The sequence below is a fragment of the Centipeda flueggei ATCC 43531 genome, from assembly GCF_000160695.1.
Lineage (GTDB): Bacteria > Bacillota > Negativicutes > Selenomonadales > Selenomonadaceae > Centipeda > Centipeda flueggei.
The window spans coordinates 809,238-826,901 of record NZ_GG694006.1; the positions used below are offsets into that span (position 1 = coordinate 809,238).

The 17,664-nt window shown below is 59.0% G+C and carries 16 protein-coding genes and 1 riboswitch; of the genes, 4 read left to right on the forward strand and 12 right to left on the reverse strand.

Annotated elements, in window-relative coordinates; translation table 11 throughout:
* Position 1: 1 nt before the first annotated feature.
* Both HMPREF0908_RS03875 and htpG read right to left on the reverse strand, forming a co-directional pair.
* Complete coding sequence (locus HMPREF0908_RS03875; RefSeq protein ID WP_006690130.1) at positions 2 to 673, reverse strand: TerC family protein; 672 nt, start codon at positions 671 to 673, stop codon at positions 2 to 4.
* Positions 674 to 683: 10 nt separating this feature from the next.
* Positions 684 to 2,633, reverse strand: a complete 1,950-nt coding sequence (gene htpG, locus HMPREF0908_RS03880) for a molecular chaperone HtpG (RefSeq protein ID WP_006690131.1) — start codon at positions 2,631 to 2,633, stop codon at positions 684 to 686.
* Between the two features lie 205 nt (positions 2,634 to 2,838).
* Here htpG and HMPREF0908_RS03885 point away from each other — a divergent pair, with 205 nt between their 5' ends.
* From HMPREF0908_RS03885 to HMPREF0908_RS03895, 3 genes are all read left to right on the forward strand, one after another.
* Positions 2,839 to 3,141 carry a hypothetical protein gene (locus HMPREF0908_RS03885; RefSeq protein WP_006690132.1) on the forward strand — a complete coding sequence of 101 codons (303 nt, stop codon included), beginning with the start codon at positions 2,839 to 2,841 and terminating at the stop codon, positions 3,139 to 3,141.
* A gap of 83 nt (positions 3,142 to 3,224) precedes the next feature.
* Positions 3,225 to 3,959 (forward strand): SIMPL domain-containing protein, encoded by a 735-nt coding sequence (locus tag HMPREF0908_RS03890; protein WP_006690133.1) that lies wholly within the window; start codon positions 3,225 to 3,227, stop codon positions 3,957 to 3,959.
* Entirely contained in the window at positions 3,946 to 5,082 is a 1,137-nt protein-coding gene (locus HMPREF0908_RS03895; protein ID WP_006690134.1) for an acyltransferase, read from the forward strand. The genes HMPREF0908_RS03890 and HMPREF0908_RS03895 overlap by 14 nt, the downstream gene beginning before the upstream one ends.
* An 87-nt stretch (positions 5,083 to 5,169) precedes the next feature.
* Here HMPREF0908_RS03895 and metK read toward each other — a convergent pair whose 3' ends face one another.
* From metK to dapF, 7 genes are all read right to left on the reverse strand, one after another.
* Positions 5,170 to 6,354, reverse strand: coding sequence for a methionine adenosyltransferase (metK, locus tag HMPREF0908_RS03900; RefSeq protein ID WP_006690135.1), 1,185 nt, complete (start codon positions 6,352 to 6,354; stop codon positions 5,170 to 5,172).
* Between the two features lie 90 nt (positions 6,355 to 6,444).
* A riboswitch (SAM riboswitch) is annotated at positions 6,445 to 6,551 on the reverse strand.
* Positions 6,552 to 6,624: 73 nt separating this feature from the next.
* Positions 6,625 to 7,821: a bifunctional phosphopantothenoylcysteine decarboxylase/phosphopantothenate--cysteine ligase CoaBC gene (gene coaBC / locus HMPREF0908_RS03905; protein WP_006690136.1), complete on the reverse strand. Its 1,197-nt coding sequence runs from the start codon at positions 7,819 to 7,821 to the stop codon at positions 6,625 to 6,627.
* Between the two features lies 1 nt (position 7,822).
* On the reverse strand, positions 7,823 to 8,053 hold the full coding sequence (gene rpoZ, locus HMPREF0908_RS03910) for a DNA-directed RNA polymerase subunit omega (protein WP_006690137.1): 231 nt from the start codon (positions 8,051 to 8,053) through the stop codon (positions 7,823 to 7,825).
* A 15-nt stretch (positions 8,054 to 8,068) separates the two neighbouring features.
* On the reverse strand, positions 8,069 to 8,662 hold the full coding sequence (gene gmk, locus HMPREF0908_RS03915) for a guanylate kinase (protein ID WP_006690138.1): 594 nt from the start codon (positions 8,660 to 8,662) through the stop codon (positions 8,069 to 8,071).
* Complete coding sequence (locus HMPREF0908_RS03920; protein ID WP_006690139.1) at positions 8,659 to 8,910, reverse strand: DUF370 domain-containing protein; 252 nt, start codon at positions 8,908 to 8,910, stop codon at positions 8,659 to 8,661. Before HMPREF0908_RS03920 ends, gmk begins: the two co-directional genes overlap by 4 nt.
* Before the next feature lie 3 nt (positions 8,911 to 8,913).
* The gene (locus tag HMPREF0908_RS03925) at positions 8,914 to 9,795 is read right to left on the reverse strand and encodes a YicC/YloC family endoribonuclease (RefSeq protein ID WP_006690140.1); all 882 of its coding nucleotides are present in this window, start codon (positions 9,793 to 9,795) and stop codon (positions 8,914 to 8,916) included.
* A complete protein-coding gene (gene dapF, locus HMPREF0908_RS03930) occupies positions 9,792 to 10,631 on the reverse strand; it encodes a diaminopimelate epimerase (RefSeq protein ID WP_006690141.1) in 840 nt (279 codons plus the stop codon). The genes HMPREF0908_RS03925 and dapF overlap by 4 nt, the downstream gene beginning before the upstream one ends.
* Positions 10,632 to 10,898: 267 nt before the next feature.
* On the opposite strand from dapF, the gene HMPREF0908_RS03935 reads away from it, so the two are divergent.
* On the forward strand, positions 10,899 to 12,653 hold the full coding sequence (locus HMPREF0908_RS03935) for an Rqc2 family fibronectin-binding protein (protein ID WP_006690143.1): 1,755 nt from the start codon (positions 10,899 to 10,901) through the stop codon (positions 12,651 to 12,653).
* Between the two features lie 79 nt (positions 12,654 to 12,732).
* Here the strand turns inward: HMPREF0908_RS03935 and HMPREF0908_RS03940 are convergent, their stop codons facing one another.
* Genes HMPREF0908_RS03940 through coaE form a run of 3 tightly spaced genes read right to left on the reverse strand, consistent with a single transcriptional unit; the run spans position 12,733 to position 17,661 of the window.
* Entirely contained in the window at positions 12,733 to 16,500 is a 3,768-nt protein-coding gene (locus HMPREF0908_RS03940) for a PolC-type DNA polymerase III (protein ID WP_006690144.1), read from the reverse strand.
* Positions 16,497 to 17,114 (reverse strand): lytic transglycosylase domain-containing protein, encoded by a 618-nt coding sequence (locus HMPREF0908_RS03945; protein WP_050755855.1) that lies wholly within the window; start codon positions 17,112 to 17,114, stop codon positions 16,497 to 16,499. The genes HMPREF0908_RS03940 and HMPREF0908_RS03945 overlap by 4 nt, the downstream gene beginning before the upstream one ends.
* The gene (gene coaE, locus HMPREF0908_RS03950) at positions 17,059 to 17,661 is read right to left on the reverse strand and encodes a dephospho-CoA kinase (RefSeq protein ID WP_006690146.1); all 603 of its coding nucleotides are present in this window, start codon (positions 17,659 to 17,661) and stop codon (positions 17,059 to 17,061) included. The genes HMPREF0908_RS03945 and coaE overlap by 56 nt, the downstream gene beginning before the upstream one ends.
* Positions 17,662 to 17,664 lie beyond the last annotated feature (3 nt).

Sequence of the window (17,664 nt, forward strand, 5' to 3'; positions counted from 1 at the left end):
ATCAGCCTCTCCGCCGTGTCCATGCCCCAATGCCGCACACCGCTCCCGCGAGTATCGCCGGCAGGAGATATGCCGCCTGCGGCAGTGCCGCCAGAATCATCACACCAACCGTACGGTCGTGCACAATCATCGAGCCGCCTGTCCAGCCCAGAATCGCCGCACCGAGCACAACGAGCACGGGATACTTTTCCATCAGCTTTCCGATGAGCTGACTGCCGCTGACGACAATTGGAACACTGATGAGCAGCCCGAGCACCACGAGCAGGAAGTCGCCGTGCGACGCGCCCGCAATGGCAATCACGTTGTCGATCCCCATCGCCGCATCGGCGATGATGATCGTCTTGACTGCCCCTGCGAACGTCTCCGCCGCCTCGATATGCTCCTCGCCGTGGGCAGGGCGCAGGAGCTTCACGGCGATCGGCAGCAGCACCAGCCCGCCGAGTGCCTGTAGGTACGGCACAGAAAGCAGCTGCACCGCAAAGAACGTCATGATGAGACGTACGACAATCGCGCCCGCCGTCCCGACATAGATGGCGCGCTTTCGAAGATGCGCAGGAAGGCGGTTGGACGCCATCGCAATCACGACGGCATTGTCCCCTGCGAGCACGAGATCAAGTACAATGATCGAGAAGAGTGCCACAAAGAACTGCGACGAGAAGAGTTCGACTTCCACAGCTTCTCCTTTACTTCGCCATCATCTTGGCAAGCTTCTGTGCAAAGGCGACGGGGTTCTCCGGCAGAATGCCCTCGATGAGCAGCGCCTGCGTGTAAAGCAGATCACAGTAGTCCTTGAACTCCTCGCTGTCCTTGCCTGCCGCGTGCACCTGCTGCAGTTTTGCAAAAAGCTCATGATGCGGATTGATCTCAAGAATGCGCCGCGCCTTGAACATCGGATTATTCATCTCGGCAAAGGTCTGCTCCATTGAGAGCGACGGGCCTGCCTCATCCGCGACAAGACAGACGGCACTCGACCGCAGACGCTGTGATATCTTCACCTCAGCGACCTTGTCACCGATGGCTTCTTTTACGTCCTTGATGAGATCGTCGTTCGCCTTGGCGATGTCTTCCGTTTCCTTCTTCGCCGCCTCGCTCTCCGCATCACCAAGATCGAGGTCGCCGCGGCTGATCGAGTGGAAGTTCTTTCCGTCATACTCGCGCACAGTCTCAATGGCGAACTCATCCACCGGGTCGAGCAGAAAGAGCACCTCAAAGCCGCGCTCACGCAGCTGTTCCATCTGCGGCAGCTGCTCAATCGTCGTCTGATCCTTTGCCGTTGCGTAGTAGATGCTCTTCTGGCCCTCGGGCATCCGCTCAGCGTATTCCTTCAGCGAAACAAGCTTACCCTCCTTCGAACTGTGGAAGAGCAGGAGATCCTTCAGCTTGTCCACCGTATCGCGGCCGGAGTACATACTGTTGTAAATGCCGATCTTCAGCGCGCGGCCGTACTGCTCCCAGAACTTTTCGTAGTCCTCGCGGTTCTTGTCGAGCTTTTTGCCCAGCGCCTTGAGAATGTTCTTCTCCAGTGCGCGTCCGATGGTCTTCAGCTCACGGCTCTGCTGCAGCAGCTCACGCGAGATGTTCAGCGAGAGATCGGGCGAGTCAACGAGACCCTTGACAAAGCGCAGGTAGTCCGGCAGCAGATCCTTGCATTTGTCCATGATGAAAACATGGCGCGAGTAGAGCTGAATGCCCGGCTCATAGTCCGCCTGATAGAGATTGAACGGAGCTCGCGCCGGGATCTCGAGGAGCGCCGTATACTCCACCGTTCCCTCCGCCTTCGTGTGGAACACCTCCATCGGCGCTTCCCACTCGTGGAACTGGTCGCGGAAGAAATCGTTGTACTCCTCGGGTTTGATCTCGGACTTCGCGCGCGTCCAGAGCGGCTGCATCGAGTTCAGCGTGCGCAGCTCCGTCTTCTTGATCTTCTCCGCACCCTCGATGATCTTTCCCTCATCATCGCGCGGCATCTCCTCCGTCGTCACGTTCATGCGGATCGGATAGCGCACGTAGTCGGAGTACTTCTTTACAAGGCTCTCGAGCACAAACGTATCCGTGTAGTCCGTCTCGCCCTCCGTGAACTCCTTCGCGAGGTGGATCGTCACCGTCGTGCCGCGCGACTCCTTCTCTGCATCCTCAATCGTATAGCTGCCGTCGCCCGCCGACTCCCAGCGCGTTGCCTGCGTCTCACCGGCACGGCGCGTCACGATCGTCACGCGCTCTGCAACCATGAACGCAGAGTAGAAACCCACGCCGAACTGTCCGATCAGATCCTTGTCCGGTGCGCCGCCGCTCTCCTCCTTCGCCTTTGCCAGCTGCTCCATGAATGCCTTCGTGCCCGACTTTGCAATCGTTCCGATGTTCTCCACGACCTCTGCACGCGACATGCCGATGCCGTTATCGGAGATCGTCAGCGTCTTGCTGTCCTTATCCGGGACGAGGAAAATCTCATAGTTTTCGTTGCCCTCAAGGATGTCGCGGTTCGTCAGACTCTCAAAGTGGAGCTTGTCGATCGCATCCGACGCATTCGAGATCAGCTCGCGCAGGAAAATCTCGCGGTTTGTATAGATCGAGTGGATCATCAGCTCGAGAAGCTGTTTTGTCTCTGCCTGAAACTCAAATGTCTCTTTTGCCATATATCGTTCCCCCTGTTTCTACGCACCACTAGATAAAGGTGATGCAAAACTATGCCTATCGTACACGAAAAATGACAAAAAGTCAAATTCTTTCTCATCATGCGCGCTTCGAGTCTCGAATTTTCCTGTTTGCAATCCATGGCTTTTTTCGGTATACTCTAAAGTGATTTTTATACGCAGTTCTTTATTGAAAAGGAGATGTACCATGGATCAGGAGCAGAACACACAGCAGCCGCAGCAAGAACAAAACACGCCGCAGAGGCCGCAGACGATCATTGTAAAGTCGACGAAAAATGTCGGGCTTGCCGCGGGTCTCGGATTCTTCTTCGGTCCGCTTGGCATGTGCTACTCGACACTTAAGGGTGCACTCATCATGTTTCTCGTCAACATTGTCATCGGAATCTTCACACTTGGATTTGGTGTGTTCCTTACATGGCCGATCTGCGCGATCTGGGCATACGTGGCGGCAAAGAAATATAATGAGCAGCTATACGCCGAACTCGGTTAATGCTGATTTCATTGAACCTCTGCGAGATTATGCTATAATGAACACAGTTTTAGGCGTTTTGCTCTAAAGAACGGAGGATTTTCATGAAGCAGATTTCGTTCACTTCGCTCGCGCACACCTCTGTGCTCGCACTCGCACTTGCCCTGCCAATGGGAGCGGCATCCGCTGCCGAGACCACGGCGCCCACGCCCGCGACGATCACGATCGGGGGAACGGGCACCGCCTACGTTGCCCCCGATACGGCGGAGATCACTGTCGGCGTTGTCACGGAGGAGGCGGATGCCGCACGCACGCACGCAGAGAACGCCGCACAGACGGCACGTGTCCACAATGCCGTCCGCGCACTCGGTGTCGCCGACCGCGACATTCAGACCGTGCACTATGACTTTTCACAGCGTTACGATATGCGCGACGGCAGCCGCAGCGAAGTCATCGGCTATACCGCACAGAACTCCGTCGTCATCACCGTGCGGGATCTCAACAATGTCGGTAAGATCATCGACGCAGCACTTGCAAATGGGGCGAACCGCATCGACTCGCTGAACTTCACGGCGAGCGATACGAGCGCCGCGAAAAATGAGGCTCTCACAGATGCGGTACGTGGCGCAAAAGAGAAGGCACAGGCGGTCGCCAGTGCACTTGGCGTCCGCCTCGTCCGCATCGCAAACGTCTACGCCGATACACAGGCAGACATGCCGCGCAACGAAAACTATATGCCGATGATGATGGCGAAGGGCGCATCGGCCGCAGCGACGCCGATCGCACCAGGCGAACTCTCGGTCGCTGCTACGGTCAACGTGACCTATGTCGTCGAGTAAGCGCCCGCGCGTATCTGCTGTCGAGGCAATTCGCGGCATCTCTATGATGGGCGTGATCGGCATCCATATCGGCGCGGAGTATCTCGCCAACCCATCGCCAAACATTCATCTGGTAGCGCTTTTCGACATCGGCACGCGCTTTAGCGTGCCGATTTTTTTCTTTATCTCAGCGTTCGGTCTGTTCTATGGAAAATCCCCATCCGCTCCGTTTTCCTATCGGGATTTCCTCACGCGCCGTACCCATGCTGTCGTCATTCCCTACCTCATCTGGTCGCTCTTTTATCTTCTTCATGACGCATGGCACTACGGTGTCGGCTTTCCGCCTCTTCTGTCCATTCCGGGGATTCTCTTTTTCGGCAACGCAAAGTATCAGCTCTACTTCATGGTCATTCTGATCTGGTTCTACCTCTTGATGCCGCTCTGGCGCATCCTCCTGCGCCGCATGACGCTGCCGCTGCTCATGGGCATCCTCGCTCTCCAGATTGCCTTTGACTACTGGTCAAGCTTCGATACGGCGTTCAACCTCTACGTCTACGGACTGCCCGAGGGATCGCTTCTGCGTGCATTGCTCTTTTATCGGCTGAACTATTGGGTCGTGCATTACGTCTTTATCTTCCTTCTCGGCGGCTATATTGCCCTCCACTGGGAGACATTTCGTACGTGGATGCTGCACCGAGCGGGTCAGCTCTATGCATTCGGTATTCTGAGCCTCATCGCCCTCCTCGCATGGTACTACAAACTGCTCCTCGTGGACGGCTATACCCCGCTTGAGGGAATCTATACCGCACATCAGCTCTCACCGCTCGGCATCTTCTACACCATCGGCGCATCGCTCGCACTCTTTGCGTTCTTCACACGGCTGGGGACAGAGACTATGCCGGGGCGTGCGTTTCAGATCCTCGGAAAGCACTCCTACTTCATCTATCTCGCCCACCCGATGGCGATCACCTATCTGCTCGCTGTCCTCCATCGGACAGGACACATACTGACCGCCCCGCTCGCCCTCGCCATGTATGCGGCAGCGCTTCTGCTGTCGCTGTGCGGCGCGGTCATCATGCGGCGCATCGGGGAGCGTATCCCGCTGGTGAATGAACTGACCATCGGAATGAAGGAAAAGAAATAAAAATGTCCAAAAAGGGCTGCTGTACGAATTTTTCTCTCTTCGTACAGCAGCCCAATTTTATGTCTTAGACCGTATCAGTCCAACGCCTTACAGCCCGGCTTCCTTCTTCAGAAGCGCCGCCTTGTCCGTGTGCTCCCACGGCAGATCGACGTCCGTACGCCCGAAGTGTCCGTACGCTGCCGTCTGGCGGTAGATGGGACGGCGCAGGTCGAGCATCTTGATGATGCCCGCAGGGCGCAGATCGAATGTTTTCTTGACCAGTGCGACGATTTTCTCCTCATCGACCTTGCCCGTGCCGAATGTCTCGACCATGACGGAAACGGGATGTGCCACACCGATGGCGTAGGCAAGCTGGATCTCTACACGGTCAGCGAGCCCCGCCGCGACGATGTTCTTCGCCACATAGCGCGCCGCATACGCTGCACTGCGGTCCACCTTCGTGGGATCCTTGCCCGAGAAGGCACCGCCGCCGTGACGCGCCCAGCCGCCATAAGTATCGACGATGATCTTGCGCCCCGTAAGGCCCGAGTCGCCGTGCGGGCCGCCGATGACGAACTTGCCCGTCGGATTGACGAAATACTTCGTCTCCGCACGCAGGAGTTCTGCCGGGATGATCTCCTTAATGACCTTCTCGATCATGTCCTTGCGGATCGTTGCGAGATCAACAGCCTCGTCGTGCTGGGTCGAAATGACAACCGTATCAACATAGACGGGCTTGCCGTCCTCATAGGCGACGGTGACCTGCGTCTTTCCGTCGGGACGCAGGTATGGAAGCATCCCGTTCTTGCGCACTTCGGTCAGGCGGCGTGCCAGCTTGTGGGCGAGCACGGTCGTGAGCGGCATATACTCAGGCGTCTCGTTCGTCGCATAGCCGAACATCATGCCCTGGTCGCCGGCACCAATCGCCTCTGCTGCGTCCATATCACCCTCGCGCGACTCGATTGCGCGGTCAACGCCCTGTGCGATATCCGGCGACTGCTCGTCGAGCGAAACAAGGATGCCGCAGGTGTCGGCATCAAAGCCGTAGCTGGCATTCGTGTAGCCGATCTCGCGCACGGTCTGGCGAATGATCTTCGGGATATCGACATAGCACGAGGTCGAAATCTCGCCGACGACATGCGCCTGTCCCGTCGTGACGAGCGTCTCACAGGCGACACGCCCCATCGGATCCTGTGCAAGGATCGCATCAAGGATGCTGTCCGAAATCTGGTCAGCGAGTTTGTCCGGATGTCCTTCGGTGACGGATTCGGACGTAAAGAGCATTTTCTTCATGTAGAACCTCCCCTAGTTCATAGGTCGTCCCTCTCCATTTTCCATAAGAAAAGCCTCCCGCCGAGATGTGGGAGGCTGTGATTTCTGCCGCTCTCATCTCATAGGCGCTCCGCCTATAGGAATTGGCACCGTTGGCACACATTGCCATGGTTGCCGCAGCTTCATCGGGCCATTCCCTCCGCTGCTCTGGATGAGGTATATTCATTTCTATGTAATGTATTATAGTGAATGCCATTCACTTTGTCAAGGGCGAATTTTACCGTGTGCGGGTCAAGAAAATACATTCTCCAGCCGATCGAGGATCACGCCCGCGAGCGCGGTCTTCTCCATCATGGGGCACTCCTCTATACGACCGTCCGCATAGAAAATCTGCACATGGTTCGTCGGAACAGCAAATCCCGCATGCTGCTCCGCGACGTTGTTCGCCACGATAAAGTCGAGATTCTTCTTCCGAAGTTTGTCGCGCGCATACTCCTCCACGTTCTGCGTCTCTGCCGCAAAGCCGACGAGCACCTGATGCGTCTTTTTCTGTCCCAGTTCATAGAGAATATCGGGATTGCGCGTCAGGGTGAGGGTCAGCGTTCCCTCCGATTTCTTGATCTTCTGCTCCGCCGTCTCTGCAGGACGATAGTCAGCGACAGCCGCCGCCTTGATGACCGCATCCACGCCGTCATAGTCAGCAAGCACTGCCGCATACATCTCGCGTGCCGTACGCACGTCCACGCGCCGCACATCTGCGGGCGTTTCGAGCGGCGTGGGGCCGGAGACGAGGATGACCTCTGCGCCGCGCCGCGCCGCCTCTTCCGCAACGGCGTAGCCCATGCGTCCCGTCGAACGGTTGCCGAGGTAGCGCACCGGATCGAGCGGCTCCTCCGTCCCTGCCGCCGTCACGAGGATGCGCCGTCCCGCGAGGCTCTCGCTGCGGGTGAAATGCTCCTTTACAACGCGCACGATTTCCTCCGGCTCAGGCAGGCGGCCCGCGCCTGTGGTGCCGCAGGCAAGCATCCCTACGGCGGGGGAGATGATCTGTACACCACGTGCGGAAAGACGCCGTACATTCTCCTGTGTGACGGGATTCTCCCACATGACCGTGTTCATTGCCGGGGCGAAGAGGAGCGGTGCGCGCGTCGCGAGCAATGTCGTCGTCAGCATGTCGTCGGCAATGCCCGCCGCCGCCTTCGCGAGGAAATTTGCCGTAGCGGGCGCGACGAGCACCATCTCGGCAAAGGACGCCAGAGAGATATGCGCCGCGTGATGCTGCGGCGCCCCCCACATGGTCTCTGCCACGGGAGCATTGGCGACCTCACGGAAGGTGAGCGGCGTGACGAAGGAGGCTGCCGCCCGCGTCATGACGATGCGCAGCTCCGCTCCCTCCTTGCGCAGAAGGCTAGCGACCTCAACCGCCTTAAAGGCGGCGATCCCGCCCGTCACGCCGAGAACGATGCGCCGTCCTGCGAGCGTTCCCATGTCAGACACTCTCCATGCAGAGGTTGTAGCTGATCTTGCCCTCGGCAATCTCCTCAAATGCATTCGTGACATTTTTCGTCGAGCGTGCACGCTCAGACTTGATGGGATCTCCCTCAAGAATCTGGCGTGCACGCTTTGCCGCGAGCACCACCATCCCGTAGCGGCTGTCCACCTTCGTCATCAGTTCATCCGTCGAAGGGTTGACCATGCCGATTTCTACATTCGTCTTCATTGTTATTTCTGCCTTTCATATATCAAACTGGCTTGGATTCATATCTGCGCGCAGCCGCTCCGCCGCAAGGATCGTCTGAATCTGTGCCGCCGCATTCTCCACTGTATCATTGAGTACGGCGTAACGGTAGCGCCTGCCGAGTCGGATTTCGTCGCGTGCCGCCGCAAGGCGCCGCGCAAGACTCTCCTTGGATTCTGTGCCGCGCCCCGTAATGCGGCGGCGCAGCTCCTCAAGGGAGGGCGGCAGGAGGAAGATAAACGTGCCGTCGGGGCAGCGCTCCATCACATTCAGCGCGCCCTGCGTGTCGATCTCAAGCAGGATGTCCTCGCCCGCACTGCGGCGTGCCTCAATCGGAGCGAGCGGCGTGCCGTAGTAGTTGCCGTACACATCCGCGTACTCGAGAAACGCCCCTTCTGCGATCATCGTCTCGAACTCCGTGCGCGTGCGAAAATAATACTCGCGTCCGTCCTGCTCCCCCTCACGCGGGGTGCGCGACGTAGCAGAAACCGAAAAGGCGACACCGCGCTCACGGGCAAGGAGTTCCTTGCAGACCGTTCCCTTTCCTGTGCCCGATGCGCCCGAGACCACAATCAGCAGCCCTTTTTTCATGTCTCCTCCTCCTTCCGTGTTCCCATGCGCCCTGCAATCGTCTCCGGCAAAAGGGCCGAGAGGACGATATGCCCGCTGTCCATGACGACAACGGCGCGCGTCCGACGCTTGTACGTCGCATCGATCAGCCGCCCCGCATCGCGTGCATCCTGCACCATACGCTTGACGGACATGGAGGTCGGCGCGACAATGGCGACCATGCGTCCCGTCAGGACAATGTCGCCAAACCCAACGTTGACTGTCTCCATCGGTCACTCCAAATTCTGCACCTGCTCGCGCAGCTTCTCCACCTCGTTCTTCATCGCGACGACCACCTGCTGGATGGCTGCACTGTTCACTTTTGAGCCGATTGTATTCGTCTCACGGTTGATCTCCTGCAGCAGGAAATCGAGCCGCCGCCCGACAGGCTCCTCCTCTGCGAGGATCGTGCGGAACTGGGCAAAGTGACTCGCCAGACGAACGAGCTCCTCCGTCACATTCACGCGGTCGGCATAGAGTGCTGCCTCCTGCATGATGCGTGTCTCATCGGGCATTACGGCGCGAAACTCTGCCAGCACCGCGGTGAGATGGGCACGATAGTCCGCTGCGATCTGCGGTGCATGCTGCTTTACCTCTTCGCGCTGCTCCTCAAGGCGCGCGAGACGCTTTTCAAAGTCGCGCACGATATGCGCGCCTTCAGCGAGGCGCATGACATCGAGCGCATCGAGGGCCTGCGCGGCAGCGTCCAAAAAGACCGAGCGCGCCCCCGAGAGATCTGCATCCTCGCTGATCGTGATGACGCCCTCGTACGCCGCCGTCATGCGCACGCCGTCCGACAGCGGTGCGTCCACGGCATGCGCCACACGGCCGAGCGCCGCATAATAGGCGCGGGCAAGACCCTCGTTGACATGAACGGCATAGCGTTTCTCACTGCGATCCTCAAAGCTGACATAGACATCGAGCTTGCCGCGCGCCACGCGCGTACGGATGAGATCCCGCAGATCGCCTTCCCATGCGCCAAAGGCACGCGGCATGTGCGGTGCGATCTCAAGAAAACGCTGGTTGACCGCCTTCATCTCGACCACGACACGATAGTCCGCCGTCTCCGCCGTTCCCGCGCCGTAGCCCGTCATACTCCTGCGCTGCGTACTCATCGCACCCCCGGCCACTCACCCGTAAACACCTGCTCGGCAGGACCTGTCATCACGATATGACCGTCCTCGCGCCACGCCACATGGATCACGCCGCCGTCCACCTCAATCGCCGCCTCACGGTCAAGCACATTGTTCAACACACCTGCCGTCAGCGTCGCGCACGTCCCTGTCCCGCAGGCGAGCGTAATGCCTGCGCCGCGTTCCCAGACGCGCATGCGCGCATGGCGGCGGTCACGCACCTCGACGAACTCCGTATTGATCTTATGCGGAAACGCCGTGTGATGCTCAAACTGGGCACCGAGCTTTTCCAGAGGAAAGCCGTCTGCATCATCCACAAAGACCACGCAGTGCGGGTTGCCCATCGAGACACAGGTCATCGCGTATTCCTTGCCCGCGACCATGATGGGCTGTGCCACAACGTGCTCCGTACCGAAGCCCGCCACGGGGATACGCGCCCCCTCAAGCACGGGAATGCCCATATCCACAGCGACCGCCGACACGGTGCCGTCCTGCACAATGACGTGCGGCACCATCGTCCCCGCCAATGTCTCGACGGTGAACTCGTCCTTCGTCACGTACCCCTGTTCATAGAGCCAGCGCGAAAAACAACGGATGCCGTTCCCGCACATCTCCGGCTCTGTCCCATCAGGATTGAACTCGCGCATCCGCACGTCCGCCGTTTCTGAGGGGCACGCCGCCATCAGCCCGTCCGCACCGACGCCGAAATGACGGTCGCACATCTCGCGCGCAAGTACCGCGAAGTCCACCGGTTCATGATCGAGAAAATCCACGATCACAAAATCATTGCCGCAGCCCTGCCATTTGCTGAATTTCATAAATTCCCTTTCCTCATTGTATTATCTCCCCTATTATAGTATGAATAACAGCTGTGCGCAAGGCACACACTCTTCCCATATGATGATAATTGGCACAACATGCAGGGACGGCAATACGCCTAGGAAATCGCTGATAAAATGAAATTCACCGGCTTGCGCATCAATTTTTTGACGTGTACAGGAATCACTGATAAAATGAAGTATGCCAAATTTATCCGTGCTTCCTAAAATTTTCCTCATCCAATAAAGAAAAAGAAAGGTGATACGATGAGCCTTGACGGCTTCTCCATGTCCGCCCTCGTGCGCGAGCTCGCAGATGCTCTCACGGGCGGGCGCATCGACAAGATCAACCAGCCGAACAAGCAGTCCATCGTCCTCGGCATCCGCCAGCCGGGACAGAACCTGCTGCTCTATATCAATACAAATGCGGGCAATCCCTCGGCGCACCTCATCGAGACGGCTCCCGAGAATCCTGCCGAGCCCCCGACCTTCGTCATGCTCCTGCGCAAGCAGCTTGAGACCGGACGCATCGCCGCCGTGCAGCAGGAGGGGCGTGACCGCATCATCCATCTCGACATCGACGTCATCGCAGCCGGCGGCCGCATCGTCACGCGCACGCTCACGCTCGAACTCATCGGCAAGTACAGCAACATCATCCTCCACGAGAACGGCATCATCACCGAGGCACTGCGGCGCATCGGCGAGAACACGAGCCGCGTGCGCACCGTCTACAAAGGACTTCCCTACATCCTCCCGCCCGCACAGGAAAAATGCGATCTCTTCACGGCGAACACAGCAGATATTATCGCACGCATACAGGCGGACCCCGAAGCGAAGCTCTTTCAGGCACTCATCAGCGCCGTCCTCGGCTTTGGTCCCGTCTCGGCAAAGGAAGCGGCATTCCTCGCGGGACTCACGCCGAACATCCCCGTCGCCCGTCTGGACGATACGGACTTCACCGCGCTCGCGGATGCACTGACCGAACTGCGCACATGGATGGAAAAGCCCGCCCCCTCCCTGCGCCTTGACGAAAACGGCAAGGTCACTGCGATGGCTGCGTTCCCGCTCAGCGCCCTGCCGAAAACGACATGCCTCTCCTATCCCACGGTCAGTGCTCTCATGATGGACGCAGATCGGCGGCTCGGCAGCTACGTCATTCCCGACCGTGAGCGCTTCCGCCGCCTCGTGCGCACGGAGCTCACCCGCGCGCGGGAAAAATACGAGAAGCTCGGTGCGGAGATCGCCGCCGCCGAAAATGCCGAGGAGCAAAAGATCGCTGCTGACAACCTCATGACCTATCAATACAACTATGCGGATCATGCCGACGATGCAGTCACAGTCACGAACATCTACAGCGAGACAGGAGAGGCGCTCACCATCCCGCTCGACCGCCGTCTGAGCATCATCCAAAACATGCAGGCGTACTATAAGAAGTACGACAAACTGAAGCGCGCGCAGAAGCTCCTCGCCGTCCAGCAGGATGCGTGCCGTGCGAACATCCGCCATCTCGAGAGCATCGAAGCATCACTCGACTCTTCCACGCGGCTCGCCGAGATCGCAGAGATTCAGGAGGAGCTGATCGCCTCGGGCTACCTGCACGAGAAGATGCCAAGGAAGAACAAGGATCGCCGTGCCCACCCCTTTTCCTTCACCGCGCCCGACGGCATGACGATCCTCGTCGGCAAGAACAATACGCAGAACGACGCGCTCACCTTTCGGACGGCCGCGCCGACGGATCTCTGGCTGCACGTGCGCGATATCCCCGGCTCACACGTCATCCTGCGCACGGACGGTGCTGCGCCGAGCGAGGAAACGCTCCACCTCGCTGCACAGATTGCGGCGCATTTCAGCAAGGCACGCGGCTCCTCGACCGTCCCCGTCGACTACACCGCCATCCGCTTCGTCAAAAAGCCCTCGGGATCCGTCCCCGGCTTCGTCCGCTTTACCCATGAGAAAACGCTCTTCGTCACCGAGGACGAGGAGGCTCTCGCGCCTATCCTCGCACAGGATCCAACTGTATAACAAACGAAGTACTAATAAAAAGAAGGCGTCTGTACGAAGTTTTTCGCTTCGCACAAGACCCCTTCTTTTTTCTATGTTTTTACGCAAACAGCTCAACCTGATTGCTCTCCATCATGCCGTCGAGGCAGCCGTGCGTACGCAGTACCTCAATGGCAGGCGCGGCCACATGAGCGCGCGTCGCGAGATCCTCGACGGAGATGAACCGTCCGTCCCGCCGCGCCTCGACAATCGCCTGCGCCGCCTTCTGTCCCATGCCCGGAATGGCAGTGAAGGGAGGCAAAAGGGAGGTTTCGTGCAGGATGAACTTCTCTGCGTCAGACGCATAAAGATCGACGGGCTCACAGGAGAAACCGCGCAAATACATCTCCCAGGCAAGCTGCAGAACGATGAGCGTGTCCTGCTTCTTGTTGTCCAGCTTGCCGCGGTGCTCGCGCGCCTCGGCGAGGAGCGTGTCGATTGCCGCACGCACGGCATCCTTGCCCTTCGAGATGATATTCGCATCGAACTCTGCGGCGCGAATGGAAAAGTAAGCGGCGTAGTAGGCGAGCGGATAGTGCACCTTGCAGAACGCGATGCGGTAGCCCATCATGACGTACGCGGTCGCATGGGCGCGCGGGAAGAGGTATTTGATCTTCTGACAGGACTCGATGTACCACTCGGGAATCCCGCCCGCGCGCAGTTTCTCCACGACATCGGGCGCGATACCTCTGCCCTTTCGTACGTTTTCCATCGTCTTGAACGACAGCAGCGGGTCGATACCGTTCTGCATGAGGTAGTTCATGATGTCGTCGCGCGCGGAGATCGCATCCTTCAGCGTACTTGTGCCCGCCTTGATGAGATCCTGCGCATTGCCGAGCCAGACGTTCGTCCCATGGGAAAAGCCAGAGATCCTCACGAGATCGGCGAAACAGTCGGGGTTCGAGTCGTCAATCATCTTCTGCGTAAACGACGTGCGGAACTCCGGGATGCCGTACGTCCCCATATTCGCCCCGAGATCCTCAGGCGTGATGCCGAGCGCGTCGGTCGAGGTGAAAATGGACATGGTCGCGGGATCGTCAAACGGGATGGTCTCGGGGTCGCGGTGCGTCAGCTCCTCGAGCATCTTGATGACCGTCGGATCATCGTGTCCGAGAATATCGAGCTTGACGAGGCGCTCACTGATGGAATGGTAATCAAAATGGGTCGTGAGTGTATCCGACTCCATATTGTTCGCAGGGCGCTGGATGGGCGTGAAATAGTGCACGTCCATGTCGCGCGGAACGACCATGATGCCGCCCGCATGCTGGCCCGTCGTTGCCTTGACCCCCATGCAGCCGCGCATCATGTGCTCGATGTAGGGACGGCCCTTCGCCGCGCCCTGATCCTCGTAGTAGTGCATGGCGTAACCGTAGGCATTCTTGTCCTGCAGACCTGCGATCGTACCCGCACGGAATACATTCATCTTGCCGAAAAGAACTTCCGTGTACTTGTGCGCGACGGGCTGATAGTCGCCCGAAAAGTTCAGATCGATATCGGGCACCTTGTCCCCGTCAAAGCCGAGGAACACGGCGAACGGGATGTTGTGTCCGTCCTTGATGAGCGGCGTGCCGCAGACGGGACAGTCCTCGGACGGCAGATCAAAGCCGCTCCCGACCGAGCCGTCGTCGATGAACCGATTGTACTGACAGTGCGGACAGCGGTAGTGCGGCGGCAGCGGGTTGACCTCGGTGACGCCGATCATCGTCGCGACAAAGGAGGAGCCGACTGATCCGCGCGAGCCGACGAGATAGCCGTCGTCGTTGGATTTTTTCACGAGGCGCTGAGCGATGATGTAGAGCGCGGCAAATCCATGCCGCAGGATCGGCTTCAGCTCGAGTTCGAGACGGTCGGAGACGATCTTCGGCAGATTCTCGCCGTAGAGTTTCCGCGCGCGTGCGTAGGACATCTCCTGAATCTCGCGGTCCGCACCCGGTACCATCGGCGCATAGAGCTCATCGGGGATCGGGAGAAAGCGCTCCGTCTCCTCCGCGATGCGGCGCGGATTCGTCACAACACACTCGTAGGCGCGCTCCGCACCGAGGTAGTCGAACTCCGCGAGCATCTCCTCCGTCGTGCGCAGATAGAGGGGCGGCTGACGCTCGGCGTCGCGGTAACCGTTCGCCTTTTGGATCATGGCGCGGTAGACGGCATCCTCGGGATTGAGGAAATGCACATCGCAGGTCGCAATCAGGGGTTTTCCAAGTTTGCGCGCCAGCTCGTCCACCTTGCGGTTGATGTCCCTGAGATCCTCGTCCGTCTGCATGGGGAAACGATCGTCAAATTTCAAAAAGTCATTGTTGTGAATGGGCTGGATTTCGAGGAAGTCGTAGAACTGCGCCATCTCCTCCAGCTCCGCATTGGGACGCCCCGCGACAATGCCGCGGATCAGCTCGCCTGCCTCACATGCGGAGCCGACGATAATCCCCTCGCGGTGCTGCTGCAGGACGGCACGCGGCACACGCGGGCGGCCGCGCTTCTTCGTCCCGCGGAAATAGCGGATGTGCGAGAGCGAGACGAGCTTATAGAGGTTATAGAGCCCCGTCTTGTTCTTCGCCAAAAAGATGATGTGAAAGGCACGGGCGTCGTCCTCGCCGTCGACGAGATAGCCCTCCATGCCGTAGATGATCTTGATGTCGATGCCCTTTTTCGCGAGGGCACGCGCCGTATTCATCGCCTCGGGGAATGCCTGCACGACGCCGTGGTCAGTGATGGCGACCGCCGGCCAGCCCCAGCGCGCCGCCGTCTCGACAAGCACCTTGGGCGGGACGACGGCATCGAGCGCGCTCATCTTCGTATGCGCGTGCAGCTCGACACGTTTTTCCTTCGACGTATCCTCGCGCTGCGGGACACTGCGCTTCTCCATGCTGTCGATAAAGAGCACGTAGTCGCTGATAAATTTATCGTATTCGATTTTTCCTTGGATACGCACAGCCCCGCCCTTGCCGATCGCCTTGAGAATGCGCACGACCTCTGCATCGATCTCCTCCTGCGTCGTCTTTCCTCGTGCGGAGAAGAATTTTTTGCAGCTGATGCCGTTCGTCGCATCGGCAAATTTGAGAAGAAGGATGTAGGCGCCGGACTTCAGCTGATTCGCCTGCGGGTCAAAGACCTCACCCTCGAGGACAACGTTCTTTACTTCATCCTCGATTACGCCCAGCTCACGCGCCTCGCCCGACACACCGCGCCCGATAATAACCTCGGGGGAAAGTCTCTTCGTCTTCGCATTCTTTGCCGTATGCGCGGGTGCCGCAGACGGAGTGGCGGCCTTCGCCGGAACGGCAGGCACAGCGGGCGGTGTCCAGTCTGCCCCGGGGAGTGCCCCGCTGAGCGCGGACTCCTCGCAGACGACGCGGCAGGCACAGCCGACACGGGTGCGCACGGCACTCTCGATGCGCCCTGCCGCACCGCTCTGTGCGAACAGTTCCGCACCGAACGTTCCCGGTGCAGAAAGGCGTATCACATTTCCGTCCACGGCATAGTCCGCCTGCATCAGTGTGTGATAGAGAACGGCATCCCCGGCGGCGGCATCGCGAACGATACTCTCCCACAGAGGGGCAACAGCAGGTGCGAGTGCAACGATATTCTGCTGGATGAGCACCTGCGACAGCTGATAGTTTTCTGCTACCTGTGCTGCGGCGCGGTCTATGAGTGCGTCATCCATGATCATCTGCGTGCCGACGACGATTTCCCACGTATCGCCGCGTACCTCGACATGACGCACCGCACAGGCACGCAAAAGAGCCCGCTCCTCATCGTCAAGAGCGAGCCCGTGCAGCAGGCGCAGCAGCAGATCCGCTGCACACGGAAGGATGCGGTATGTCTTCGTCATTTCTCATACAGCCTCTTATAGTGTTCCCTGTCCTCCAGAACGCGGCGCACGTAGAGCCGCGTCTCCGGATAGGGGATCGCATCGATTTCATCAAACTGATCCGTCCAGTGACTGCGCTCCATCCAGTCGCGCACATTCCCGCGTCCTGCGTTGTACGCAGCAAGTGCGAGAATGTCGTTGCCGCCGAACTCACGCTCCAGCTCTGCAAGATACCACACGCCATAGCGGATGTTGAGCGCAGGGTCATAGAGATAGTCCTCCGTAAACGGTTCCCCGAGCTGCCCCGCAATCCATGCCGCGGTCTGCGGCATGAGCTGCATCAGTCCGACCGCACCGCCGTCCGAGCACGCCGTTGTCTGGAACTTGCTCTCATGCTTGACGACAGCGGCAACGAGATACGGATCCGTGCGCTGCTGTGCAGCACTCGTCTCGATGTAGCTGCGGTAATCATAGGGGTAGAGCCACGTCCGCTCGACGAGCGTCCAGCCGCCGATGAGGACAAAGGCGATCACTGCCGCGACAATCAGCCGCAGCAGCAGCCATAGCCGAAGCCGCAGATTACGTATGCGCGATGCACGTCTTCCATAGTTTCTCCACACACTTTTTTGTCTCATCCCTTGTCCCACTGTTATCGATCACCACATCCGCCCGCATGCATTTCTCTGCCAGCGGCATCTGCGCATCAATACGCGCACGTGCCTCTGCCTCATCCATCGTATGGTCACGCGCGAGGAGGCGTGCCAGCTGCTCCGACGGCGGAAGGCTAACCACCCACGTATCAGTGGTGAGGGCATCCCATCCCGCCTCAAAGAGAAGCGGAACGTCAAGCACCACTGCCGGAATCCCCGCCATGTGAGCTGCATCCAGGCAATCTTCCACCACCGCGCGGATGATCGGGTGCACGCGGGCGTTCATCTTGTCACGCAGTGCTGTGTCAGAAAAGACGCGCCGTGCGATCTCCGCCCGATCGAGCGTCCCCTCCGGGGTCACGATCTCCGGCCCAAAGAGCTCTACATAGGCGTGAAAGATGGGCTGATTTGGCTGTGAAAGTTCATGGGCTATCGCATCCGCATCCACAATGCGTGCGCCGCAGTCCTTCAGCACCTTGCTGACCGTGGATTTTCCGCAGGCGATGCCGCCCGTCAGTCCAATGATCTTCACGCG